11 protein-coding genes and 1 pseudogene are annotated in these 12,308 nt (G+C 43.9%); 6 read left to right on the forward strand and 6 right to left on the reverse strand.

From position 1 onward, the window contains the following. Positions 1–376: 376 nt before the first annotated feature. Both Q0081_RS08470 and Q0081_RS08475 read right to left on the reverse strand, forming a co-directional pair. A complete protein-coding gene (locus Q0081_RS08470; protein ID WP_298351426.1) occupies positions 377–685 on the reverse strand; it encodes a HigA family addiction module antitoxin in 309 nt (102 codons plus the stop codon). A 13-nt stretch (positions 686–698) separates the two neighbouring features. Next, complete coding sequence (locus Q0081_RS08475) at positions 699–977, reverse strand: type II toxin-antitoxin system RelE/ParE family toxin (RefSeq protein WP_298351428.1); 279 nt, start codon at positions 975–977, stop codon at positions 699–701. Positions 978–1,153: 176 nt separating this feature from the next. Between Q0081_RS08475 and Q0081_RS08480 the strand changes: the two genes are divergently transcribed. After that, positions 1,154–1,474 carry a hypothetical protein gene (locus Q0081_RS08480; protein WP_298351431.1) on the forward strand — a complete coding sequence of 107 codons (321 nt, stop codon included), beginning with the start codon at positions 1,154–1,156 and terminating at the stop codon, positions 1,472–1,474. A gap of 174 nt (positions 1,475–1,648) precedes the next feature. Here Q0081_RS08480 and Q0081_RS08485 read toward each other — a convergent pair whose 3' ends face one another. Both Q0081_RS08485 and trpA read right to left on the reverse strand, forming a co-directional pair. After that, the gene (locus tag Q0081_RS08485) at positions 1,649–2,353 is read right to left on the reverse strand and encodes an outer membrane lipoprotein-sorting protein (RefSeq protein ID WP_298351433.1); all 705 of its coding nucleotides are present in this window, start codon (positions 2,351–2,353) and stop codon (positions 1,649–1,651) included. A 101-nt stretch (positions 2,354–2,454) separates the two neighbouring features. Further along, on the reverse strand, positions 2,455–3,243 hold the full coding sequence (trpA, locus tag Q0081_RS08490; protein ID WP_298351435.1) for a tryptophan synthase subunit alpha: 789 nt from the start codon (positions 3,241–3,243) through the stop codon (positions 2,455–2,457). 128 nt (positions 3,244–3,371) lie between these two features. Here trpA and Q0081_RS08495 point away from each other — a divergent pair, with 128 nt between their 5' ends. The 3 genes and pseudogenes from Q0081_RS08495 to Q0081_RS08505 form a co-directional block, all read left to right on the forward strand. Next, positions 3,372–3,932 (forward strand): TetR/AcrR family transcriptional regulator, encoded by a 561-nt coding sequence (locus Q0081_RS08495; RefSeq protein ID WP_298351438.1) that lies wholly within the window; start codon positions 3,372–3,374, stop codon positions 3,930–3,932. Further along, positions 3,929–5,173: a beta-ketoacyl-ACP synthase II gene (gene fabF, locus Q0081_RS08500; protein WP_298351441.1), complete on the forward strand. Its 1,245-nt coding sequence runs from the start codon at positions 3,929–3,931 to the stop codon at positions 5,171–5,173. The genes Q0081_RS08495 and fabF overlap by 4 nt, the downstream gene beginning before the upstream one ends. An 18-nt stretch (positions 5,174–5,191) precedes the next feature. Next, positions 5,192–5,380: pseudogene (locus Q0081_RS08505) on the forward strand (DUF3817 domain-containing protein); the annotation flags it as partial. Between the two features lie 90 nt (positions 5,381–5,470). Here the strand turns inward: Q0081_RS08505 and Q0081_RS08510 are convergent. Next, positions 5,471–5,953 (reverse strand): peptide deformylase, encoded by a 483-nt coding sequence (locus Q0081_RS08510; RefSeq protein ID WP_298351444.1) that lies wholly within the window; start codon positions 5,951–5,953, stop codon positions 5,471–5,473. Positions 5,954–6,071: 118 nt separating this feature from the next. On the opposite strand from Q0081_RS08510, the gene Q0081_RS08515 reads away from it, so the two are divergent. Together Q0081_RS08515 and Q0081_RS08520 are read left to right on the forward strand one after the other, a co-directional pair. Further along, on the forward strand, positions 6,072–8,972 hold the full coding sequence (locus Q0081_RS08515; RefSeq protein ID WP_298351447.1) for a PVC-type heme-binding CxxCH protein: 2,901 nt from the start codon (positions 6,072–6,074) through the stop codon (positions 8,970–8,972). 88 nt (positions 8,973–9,060) lie between these two features. Further along, positions 9,061–11,655: a glycoside hydrolase family 95 protein gene (locus tag Q0081_RS08520; RefSeq protein WP_298351450.1), complete on the forward strand. Its 2,595-nt coding sequence runs from the start codon at positions 9,061–9,063 to the stop codon at positions 11,653–11,655. A gap of 90 nt (positions 11,656–11,745) precedes the next feature. Here Q0081_RS08520 and Q0081_RS08525 read toward each other — a convergent pair whose 3' ends face one another. Further along, positions 11,746–12,306 (reverse strand): hypothetical protein, encoded by a 561-nt coding sequence (locus Q0081_RS08525; RefSeq protein WP_298351453.1) that lies wholly within the window; start codon positions 12,304–12,306, stop codon positions 11,746–11,748. Positions 12,307–12,308: the final 2 nt, after the last annotated feature.

Here is a 12,308-nt window from a genome sequence, read left to right on the forward strand (position 1 = left end):
AGGCTTGGGCATTTTTTCCCATTCATCTAACTTGGAAAGTAGAATTTCTGTCGCTTTTTGTTTGTCCATCGTTTTTTGTGGCTAATTTAGTATTGCTCTGCATTTATTCGTACACCCCTTTGAATTGAAAGCCTATTTTTTTTAATGATTCATTTATAGATTTTACAAATTCTTTCTCCTGTTCAAGTGATAAGTCAGAGATATTATGTTTTGGGGAGTTTTCAGCAAAAACAAACGGTGCCACTACGGTAAAACCAAGCACATTCAAGAGGCTTTTGATGAAGGTTTTTCTACTGAGGTTCATAGCAATCAAGGCAAAATAGGTGGTTGTAATTCTTCTGTTGTTATCCAATACCTTTGGGCATACGGTTGGCTATTAGGCAGTGGTTGGTTGTTCTTGCCAAAAATGGCGTATGTTGGCACGGTTTACGTTCCGTTCGGCGTGCCAAAGTTCATAGTTTTTCTGCAAGCTCATCCAAAACTGCGGAGTGTTGCCAAAGGCCACGGCCAATTTCACGGCCATTTCGGGGCTAATGCCTGCCCGTCCGTTGATAATGGCCGATAAGTTAGCACGGGCAACACCCAAGCCTTCGGCCACTTCGGTGATGGTCAAATGGTGTTCGTTGATGTAGTCCTCCCGTAATATCTCTCCTGGGTGAACGGGGGGCAAATTGCGCTTTAACATAGTAGTTTTACTTTTAGTGATAGTCTAAAAAATCAATGTCGTAAATGTCGCCGCCTTCAAACCGAAAGATAATTCGATAATTGGGCGTGACTTTGATAGACCAAAAATCAGCTAAATCACCCGTCAGCTTGTGAATACCTGAACCCATTGCTTGAATATCTTCGACTGATGACACTGCATCCAGTTGGTCTAATATTCGATTAATTTTTCGCAAATACGGAGCGGGTAGCTTTGCTTCACTGCCCTCGGTATAGTATTGCAGCAAGCCTTTATGGCTAATGGTCTGTATCATAACAATATTGTATCATGTAACATTACACACTACGGGCGATATTTCAAAAAAATATCGAAGATTGTTTTTCAGATAGAACAGATTTACTCCTAAACATCAACAATAGTGCAATATTTGTAACATATAAATGCTAAATTAAGCAGTAACCTGTTAACATTCCCCAAAAAACAACCTCCATGCCCAACCAAGACGTCATTGCTCAATTAGAAACCTACAAACTCAAAGACCGATTTATAATTGATGATTGGGAAGACCGCGAAGCTGTGCCTACCTCAAGGGCGACCATCACCTATATGAGGCAAGAAGTACTGCGGTTTGCGGATTTTTTGATTCAGCAATTGCAGGCTAATGTCCCTGATTTACAGCAGCAAGTACAGCAGTTTTTCAACGATTGGGACAACGAGAATTTTACCCAAGACGAAACCGAGTTTATTGTAGAAGTAGAATACGAAGCGATGCGGATCGCCGGCCTCAAAATTGATGATTTGCTGATTTGAATTGTTATCCGTTTAACTGTTATCTGTGTATCCGTGTATCCGTTTTCCATTTATCCGTATTTCTGTGCATCCGTTTTCCGTGCCTCCGTTTTCCGTGTATCCGTATAGACAGTCAAACAAAAAGCCCCGATAAGTACAAGACTTTCAGGGCTTTTTGGTAAGCAAGTAGCTTTCCTATTTCTTCGGCATCGCAAAAATACTTTCGTCAATCGTTGGGTTAACCTCCATTTTTTTGATGGTAGTCGTAATGGCTCCTACTTCTGGATTAGATATTTCAGTGGTGTGAGGAAAAGCAATTCCGTCAACTACTTTATAATTAGACATTCTGGTTTCGATGTCTCCCTGTCCAATTTTAATCGCCATTTTCAAAACATAAAACGTTTTTGAGTCAATAAAGTGAGTAATCACCATTCCATCTTTACCGGTTGTTTTCACTTTATAAACTTCGGTACCATCCAAAGTCTCTTTACCCAACAATTCTGCCGTTGTACCTGCTTCCTTAAAGTTCGCCAATCCGGACAAATCCAACTGAGCTGCCGAAGCTTTCATTTGCTCTTCGGGTAAAGCCACCGGATCCGTTCCTCCCTGCATGGGATTGATCATCCATCCTTTGTCACCGTCAACGGCCATGGTAATGGTCTGCCCCATTACTTCAATGTCATTTCTCATGCCTCGCTTATTGACAATCACCGATTTAGACGATAAATCCATTCCAGCTACGCTCGTTGTACTTTCTGTACGCAATGATTTGAGCGCTTTGAGTTTATCCGCTCCACCGCGAGCTTCAATGGATTTAGCCAGAATTTCGTCTGCCGTTTGGGCCAAAGCGACCACGGCTGTAGTGAATAATAAGGCAAGTGAAAAAATAATCTTTTTCATATTTCTGATCTTTTTTGAGTTATGGGGCGAAAGGTAAAAGGAAAAAAGGACTCCTTGTATCTTATCGAGAAAAAATAGGATGAACGGCGTTTTTTTACGGTTTAAATGACCGAAGCAACTCCTTTGACATTCTTCACATACTCACTGACACCCTGTTCCAAATCGTTGTTTTCCTGCAAAACTCGAATAAAAGCACTTCCAATGATTGCACCGGCAGCGTGTTGGCAGGCCTTTTCAAACGTTTCGTGGTCTTTGATACCAAAACCAATCAATCGCGGATTGCGCAAATTCATGGCGTTAACTCGCTCAAAATACGCTTCCATATCATGACTGACGCCCGATTGAGAACCCGTTACACTCGCCGATGATACCATATAAATAAACCCTTCGCTGTTGCCGTCAATCTGCCGAATCCGTTTTTCAGAAGTTTGCGGAGTTATCAAAAAGATGTTGAGAATTCCGTATTGATCAAAAATCGGCTTGTATTCTTCCAAATATTCATCCACGGGCATATCGGGCAATATCAAGCCGTCAACGCCCACTTCAGCACACTTTTGACAGAAATTTTCAATTCCAAACTGAAGAACGGGGTTCACGTAGCCCATCAGCAACACCGGCACGGTAATTTCTGATCGCATTCCGCTCAATTGTTCAAATAACTTTCGGACACTCATCCCATTTTCGAGCGCTTGTTGGTTACTTTGCTGGATAGTTTCTCCATCAGCTACGGGGTCAGAATAGGGCATCCCGATTTCTACCAAGTCGGCCCCGGCCGTTTCTAAAGCTTTCAAAACTCGGCGGGTATCATCCAATGATGGATAACCTGCGGTAAAATAAACGTTAAGATTGTGGGTAGGATTGCGCTGAAAAAGTTGAACGATGCGATTCATAAACGGTCTGCTATTTTTCGGTAAAAGTAGGATTTTCCCCTGCTACCACCAAAGTTTAATAAAATTTTCACCTATCTATCAGTAGGTAGATAATTTTAAATAGAATACATTTGCAAAAAAACAGCCTGATGACAACCAGAGACACCATTATTCAAGTTGCTGACCATCTCATCCGAGACAAAGGGTTCAACGCCTTTAGTTTTAAGGACATTTCCATTGCGATTGGAATAAAAACCGCTTCCATCCATTACCATTTTCCTACTAAAACTGACTTGGGAATTGCTACCATCAAAGGACACATTGAACGACTCGAAGCTCTTAAAGCAGAGTTAGAAAACAAAAGTCCCTTGACAAAGTTGGAAGGTTTTTTCTCCATTTATTCGGCCGTAAAATCCGAGAATAAAGTGTGCATTGTCGGGTCATTAGCCACCGATTTGCATACGGTCGAAGAAGGAATTCAAAAGGAATTGAAAGTTCTTGCCGAGAAAATACTGGAATGGGTAACGGAGATTTTGGAAGAAGGCAAGGCCAAAAACGCGTTTGCCTTTCAGGTGGCTCCACGAACCAAAGCTTTATTAATTATCACCAACATGTTGGCCATTGTTCAGTTATCAAGACTTACCAAAGCAGATGATTTTACGCTGTTAAAAGAAACCATTATACAGGAATTAAAACCAAAAACAGAATGAAACGAGTCGTAATCACGGGATTAGGGGCATTAACGCCCATCGGAAATAACGTAGAAGAGTATTGGAACGCGCTGATGAACGGAGTCAGCGGAGCGGGACTCATCACTAAATTTGACGCCGCCAAATTCAAAATACGGTTTGCGTGTGAGATAAAGAATTTCAATCCGCAAAACCTCTTTGAGAAAAACGAAATTCGAAAATATGACCTGTTTACCCAATATGCCTTAGCGGTAGCCGACGAAGCCATAAAAAATGCCAATATCAACTTTGAGACGCTCAACCGGAATCGAATCGGGGTCATTTGGGGAGCAGGCGATGGCGGCGTTTCCACCTTTGAAGAGCAATTCGGCGAATTCAAAGCAGGCGAAGGAACGCCGCGATTCAATCCCTTTTTCATTCCCAAACGAATTATCAACATCGCTTCGGGCGTCATTTCAATCAAATACGGATTGCGGGGAATTACCTATACGACGGCCGCTGCCTGTTCAGCAAGCAATACTGCCATCATAGACGCCTTCAACTACATCCAATGGGGAAAAGCGGACATGATTATTGCGGGTGGTTCAGAAGCCTCCATCACCGAAAGTTCTATCGGTGGATTTAATGCCTCCAAAGCACTCTCTACTTTGAATGAAGATTTTAGCAAAGCCTCCCGGCCTTTTGATGCCACACGCGATGGATTTGTACTGGGCGAAGGAGCCGGAGCCCTTATTTTAGAAAGTTACGAACATGCCATCCAACGAAACGCCACTATTCTGGCCGAGATCGTGGGAGGCGGATTAGCCGCAGATGCCTATCATTTAACAGGAACACATCCCGAAGGAGAAGGCGCGGTGTTGGGAATGAATCTTGCGTTGGAAGAAGCGGGAATAAATCCGCAGGAAATTGACTACATAAACGCCCACGCTACCTCCACTCCTACGGGCGACCTGAGCGAATTGAAAGCCATTGAAAAAGTATTTGGCATCCAACCCAACGCCACCATAAGTGCCACCAAATCCATGACGGGGCATTTGCTCGGCGGTGCCAGGGCCGTTGAAGCCGTTGCCTGCATCAAAGCCATTCTGGAAAATAGGATTCCACCCACCATCAATACTCAACAGGTTGAGCCGGAATTTGCCAACAAATTTGATTTCACCCTTGGCCAACCTCAAAACAAAATCATCAACTACGCCATGAGCAATACCTTTGGTTTTGGCGGACACATTGCCACTTCTATTTTTAAGAAATTTAAGGAGTGATTTGGGGGGAATGCAAGGAAAACAAAAGCAGTCGGCCCTGTTCACGGAATATTGCTTTTGTTTTTCAACACGTTAAGCGTTGAAGTAGAGCACCATTGGCAATTCAAAACCACTACTTGGAAAGTTTTATTGGCTTGTTTGGTTCCTTCCGGTACGTTTTATATTGACCGAAAAATACTAAGCAAAATAGGCCCTGTTCAGAGGTAGCCTCACAAACTATGGATTTCAGATTCCTACGGAACAGTGCCGCACGGGCGGCTCTGGCCGTTGCGATGACAAAAGGAGGGTCTGCCAAAACTATCTCCATTTAAACGACTTATCATCAATTGCTCGCATCGTACACAGCACTCCATTGAGGTGGTCGTATTCGTGCTGAAGCAATTCTGACAGGCTATCTTCCATTACCCATTCCTGTGGCTGCCAATTTTCATCTATGTACTTAATGGTGAGGGATTGATGGCGTTTTACTTTGACCAGCAAGTTAGGAAAGCTCATACAATCGTCCCAAAGTTCAAACAGTTCTTCGCTAAGATTCACTAATTCGGGATTGATAAACACCACTGGTTTCTCAATGTTCATGTAAATCAGTCGTTTCATAATCCCCAATTGAGGAGCCGCAATCGCGCGGCCAAAGCCATATTTGGCCCGAACTTCCTGCATTACATTGTGCAAATCGGCAACCCAAGCGGTCACTAAAGGTTTTTCTTCGAGAACAATGGGCGTACAGATTTCGTACAAACGAGGGTCGCCCAGTAAAAGCAAATCGGATAAGGTTTTCATACTTTTAAAAAGATAGAATTGTGCATTGCTTACTTTATCAACTCTTTATAATAAGTTGGTGAGTATTTGCGAAAAAAACCTTCCTTTTAAAGCAAAACCATCAAACTTATTGTTAAAAATGCGCAATACAGCATTGAAAATCGCCGGTTCAACTTGCTTTATTTCGGTTCTTTCCTTTACAGGAACCCACACCATTCAGAATGAATACCGCGCCGAATCGGCCTCCGATTCCAACCAAGTCTACGTTCCCGATGACTTGGAGGCCACACTTTGGGCCGAAGCACCGCTGTTTTACAATCCCACCAACATGGACATTGACGCCAAAGGCCGAGTGTGGATTACGGAAGCCGTCAATTACCGAAATTTTAACAACAAACCCGACCAAAAACTAAGCTTTACGGAAGGCGACCGCGTCATGATTTTGGAAGATACCGACGGCGATGGAAAAGCGGACAAATCGAAGGTGTTTGTACAGGACATAGATTTAGTAGCGCCTTTGGGAATTGGGGTGATTGGCAATAAAGTGATTGTGAGTTGTGCTCCCAATATCATTGTGTATACGGATGAAAACGGGGACGATATTCCCGATAAAAAAGAAATTTTACTCACCGGATTTGGCGGCCTCGACCACGACCATTCGCTGCATTCATTCACTGCCGGGCCCGACGGACGCTGGCACTTTAATACAGGCAACGCTGGTCCGCACAATGTCAAAGACAAAAGCGGTTGGATGCTCCGTTCAGGGAGTATCTACACCGGTGGCACACCTTACAACAAAGAAAATCACGGAAACCAAAAAAGTGACGACGGGCGCGTGTGGGTTGGCGGCTTGGCCTTACGCATGAATGCCGACGGGACGGGTTTAAAAGTAATGGCGCACAACTTCCGAAACAGTTATGAAATCGCCATCGACAGTTACGGCAATTATTGGCAAAACGACAACGACGACCAAGTCGTAACCTGCCGTACCAGTTGGGTAATGGAAGGCTCCAATGCCGGCTATTTCAGCGCTGATGGCACCCGTACCTGGCAAGCGGACCGCCGCCCCGACCAAGATATGTTTACGGTACATTGGCATCAGGAAGACCCGGGCGTTTTGCCCGCGGGCGAAAACACCCGAGCAGGCTCTCCCACGGGTATGCTGGTATACGAAGGCGACGCCTTGGGTGAAAAATACCGCGGCACCGTTTTGAGTTGCGAAGCAGGGCGCAATGTGGTGTGGATGTATTGGCCCAAGCCCAAAGGTGCCGGCTTTGATTTCGGCAATCGGATTGATTTAATCAGTTCCTTCCCCAAAGTCGAAGCTCACTACATTTGGAACGAAACGGGTCAAGACAAACGCAAATGGTTTCGACCCAGCGATGCCGCTACCGGGCCTGACGGTGCCATTTACGTAGCAGATTGGTATGACGCGGTAGTAGGCGGCCACCAAATGCACGACAAAAAAGGCTACGGTCGTATTTACCGAATTACGCCCAAAGGCAAAAAATTGAGTACGCCCAAAATTGATGTAAGCACAAATGAAGGCCAAATTGCCGCCCTGAGAAATCCTGCCATTAATGTTCGAAATCTCGGTTTTGTGGCTTTGCAGGCTCAAGGTGAAACAGCCATTCCTGCCGTAAAAGGGTTGCTGAATGATGCTAACCCCTACGTACAGGCGCGGGCAGTGTGGCTTTTGGCGCAATTGGGCAGTCAGGGAAAAGTGGAAGTTGAAAAAGTGATGGCAGAAAATAAAGATGAAAATTTACAAATTACAGCATTTAGGGCTTTAAAAGCCGATTACAAATCGGCAGACTCTAACGTCGGGACAGTTCGTCGCGCGATTGCTAATACAAATTCGGCATTAGCTCGCGAAATAGCCATTTCCTTACGCGATGTTCCTTATGAACAATCTAAAGAAACCCTTAAAGAACTGGTTTCAAAATTCAATGGTCAAGACCGCTACTATCTCGAAGCCTTAGGCATTGGGTTGGATGGGAAAGAGGATGCATTTTACAAAGAAGTACGTCCAACATGGCCCAAAGACCCAACAACATGGACTTCAAAACAGGAATGGTTAGCGTGGCGATTACATCCTAAAAATGCCATCGCTGATTTACAAAATAGAGCCAATGCCAAGTCATTATCGCCCGAAGCACGCAAACGCGCCATTACGGCGTTGGCGTTTATTAAGGACAAATCGGCAGCATTGAGTATGTTGAAATTGACAAAAAGTCCGCTGAAAGATGTTTCAGAACAGGCTTTTTATTGGGTCAATTTCCGTAAAACCAACGATTGGCAGGAATTACTCAACTGGCAGGAAGCAACGGTAGCGCAACTTTCGCCAGCTCAAAAGAAAATGCTGGATTGGCAAAAAGTGATGATGGATACCACGGCTGCCAAACCCGACCGTGAAAATGCTGCTAAACTATTGGCGTTAGACCTGTACGGTGGGCAATTGTTGTTGGCCACTGCTGGTGAAAACAAAATTCCTAAAATCGTAAAAGCGACCATTGCCGAACACATTTTCAACAACCCCGACCGAAGTGTTCGGATGATGGCGGGCGAGTATTTCCCCCGACCCAACGGCAAAGGGATTTCGGTGAGTTTGGCTGCCGCCATGCCGTTCAATATTGAAAACGGAAAAAAGATTTTCCAAACCAACTGCACTTCCTGTCACCGTTTTGAGAAAGACGGCAAGGACATTGGTCCCGATTTGAGTTTGATTGGGAAAAAGTTTGACAAACCCGGCTTGCTCGACGCCATCATTAACCCCAGTGCCAGTTTGGCATTTGGCTACGAACCTTGGATCATTCAAACCAAAGATAAAAACACCTATTATGGATTTTTGGTGGGTGACGGAGCAACAGTCACTTTAAAAGACGTGGCCGGACAAACGACCTCGCTCAAAGCAAGCAACATCGTCTCGCGCCAACAACTCAAAAACAGCCTCATGCCGGAGCCATCTTCATTGGGTTTGAAAGAAAAAGATTTGTCAGATTTGTCGGCTTATTTATTAAAATTACCTTCGCAGGAATAAAATACTATCCGTCTTTCGTACCCGTCCGACGGTTTTAGTCCGTCAGACGGGCACTTACGAGCTTATTCATTAAAAAAAGTAGGACACAATGCTATCTAGACCAAGTCTTCTTTTATTAGTTTCATTCATTTCGTTTCGTCTTTTTGCCCAAAAACCGTCGCAGACTTTATGGTACGATAAACCCGCCGCCGAATGGTCGGAAGCGTTGCCGTTGGGCAATGGTTTTATGGGAGCAATGGTTTTTGGTGACCCTTTGAAAGAACATTTACAACTCAACGAAGGCACTTTATACTCTGGTGACCCGAAAGGGACATTCAAAAACATCGCGATTCGGAAAGATTTCCAGCAAGTCAGTGAATTACTGAAAGCGAAGAAATACGGAGAAGCTCAGGCGATTATTGCCAAAGAATGGTTGGGACGAAATCACCAATTGTACCAGCCGACGGGTGATTTTTGGATAGAGATTGACCACAAAAACCAACCGATTACTGAGTACAAACGTAGTTTGGATGTATCGTCTGCTACGGCGCATACCCACTATAAAGTGGGGAACAGTACTTACAAAAGAACCTATTTTGCCAGTTATCCCGACCACGTCATTGTGGTAAAAATGACTGCCGAAGGAGGGGGTAAAATCAATGGCACTGTTCATTTTTCAACTCCTCATGAACCCACCGCCCATTATGAAGCAACGGGCAACACGCTGATAATGCAGGGAAAAGTACCAGGTTTTGGCTTGAGAAGAAGTTTTGAACAGGTAGAAAAACTCGGAGACCAGTACAAATACCCCGAAGTCTACGATAAAAATGGCCAACGTAAACCCGAAATAGAAAATTTGTTGTACGACAAAAAGATTGACGGTTTAGGAATGGCCTTTGAAACGCGAGTTAAAACGCTCCACAAAGGCGGTTTTATCAAAAGCGAAAAAAGCAGAATCATCGTAAAAGACGCTGATGAGGTGGTTTTCATTTTAACCGCAGCAACGAGTTACAATGGATTTGATAAAAGTCCCGCTTACGAAGGTCTTAACCCAAAACTCATTATCAATCAACACTTTAAAGCTATTGAAAAGAAAACTTATCTTGACTTGTACAAAGCCCATTTGGCTGATTATAAGAAATTGTTTGACCGCGTTGATATTCAATTAGCTGCTGAAACGGAACAATCTCAGTTGACCACTGACAAACGGGTTGAGCTTTTTTCGAATAGCAAAGACCCTTCCTTTACGGCGCTCTATTTTCAATACGGTCGCTATTTGATGATTGCAGGCTCCCGACCAGGCGGACAGCCGCTCAATTTGCAGGGCATCTGGAACGACCTCATGGTTCCGCCTTGGAACGGTGCGTATACCATCAATATCAATGCCCAAATGAATTATTGGCCGGCCGAGCTAACCAACTTATCGGAATGTCAGGAGCCATTTTTTAAGGCCATTAAAGAACTCGCCGTCAACGGACAGGAAACCGCCAAAAATATGTACGGAAACGACGGATGGGTGGCTCATCACAATATGGATATTTGGCGACACTCCGAGCCTATTGATAATTGTAACTGTTCCTTTTGGCCCATGGCCGGAGGCTGGCTAACGAGTCATCTATGGGAAAAATACCTATACAGCGGTGATAAAGTTTTTCTTAAAAATGAGGTATTTCCGTTGCTAAAAGGAGCAGTGCAGTTTTATCAGGGATGGCTGGTCAAAAACGAGCGGGGGTATTTAGTCACTCCCGTAGGCCATTCACCCGAGCATAATTTTGTGTACGAAGATAAAAAACAGGCCACCTTCAGCTCTGGTCCAACGATGGACATGGCCATCATTCGCGAATCGTTCGCCCGGTATAGTGAGGCGTGTAAAATTTTAGGAATAGATAACGAACTGACCAAAGCCGTACGACAAAACCTGCCACAATTATTGCCGTATCAAATCGGCAAATACGGTCAATTGCAGGAATGGCAGGAAGATTTTGAAGATGGAGAAGCACAGCACCGACATTTTTCACATCTGTACGCCATACACCCAAGTAATCAAATCAATGTTCAAACCACGCCCGAATTGGCCTCTGCCGTTGCCCGAGTCATGGAACGCCGGGGCGACTTGGCAACGGGTTGGTCGATGGGTTGGAAAGTCAACGTGTGGGCTCGATTACACGACGGGGACTATGCCTTACAATTGATTACCAATTTATTTAAGTTACTCAAAACCTACTCTACCCACATGCAGGGCGGAGGCACCTATCCTAATCTTTTTTGCGCGCATCCTCCTTTTCAGATTGACGGTAATTTTGGAGCAACGGCAGGCATCGCCGAAATGCTCGTTCAAAGTCACGCGGGTGAAATTCACCTGTTGCCGGCCCTGCCCCAAGCATGGCATACCGGCAAAGTGAAAGGGCTAAAGGCACGGGGTGGATTTGAAATAGATATGGAGTGGGAAAAAGGCAAATTGACCAAAGCAGTGATCCATTCAACTTTAGGCGGTCATTGCCGAGTCAGAACAAACGAGAAAATAGCCGTACTGAATACCCCTTACGAAACCTCAAAAGGCGAAAACCCCAATCCACTCTTCAGCTTTGTGGATGCTGGAAAACCGATCATCAAATACAAAACAAAGTCCAATGCAATCCCTACTATTCAGGGCGTTACATTGGACTTTAAAACGGAGAAAGGAAAACAGTATGTGTTGAAATAAGGCTACAACCGCACTACCTCGCCAGAACGCACGGATTCGTCGCAGGCAAAAGCAATTTGTAGGCTGTTGACGGCGTCGTTGACTAATAAACTACATAAAATTATCTTCAATGTAATAAGGCTCTCCGCATAGAACTTCCAAATACCTAATGTCAGTATTGGGAATTAAGATTTTCCAAGCCTCTCTACTCGCTGAGAAATTAAAAACTTTTTGAGGCGGGCGGGTAGAAAATCTAATACCCTTAAAAATAACTTTATGATTATTTTCGTAATTCAATATTTTGCAAGCCGTTTGGATTAAAAATGAAGCCAAATTATAACCTGTCTGCATTTGAGAAATCGCTTTTTTGTCTGGTTTACTTCGTGATTGTAATTCACAAACAAATATATAAAGCAAGTCAGGTTTATTATTCGATTCATAGAAAAGCAAATAATCACACATTTCATGTGCTTCTCCAGGAATGAAAAATGGGAAGTTAATTATACTTTTTCGGTCAAATTTACAGGCTAATAGTCGCCCATTAATATTCAAAGTAATATTTTCACACGTACCCTGTGGATCATTATCAGGCAATATGATTGCTGTTGTAGCTATTTCAAGCCTAAATTCAGGGGTAATAATTTCATTAATTTTTTCTAAAATACTACCCATTA

The organism is Runella sp. (assembly GCF_027484545.1).
Taxonomy (GTDB): Bacteria; Bacteroidota; Bacteroidia; order Cytophagales; family Spirosomataceae; genus Runella.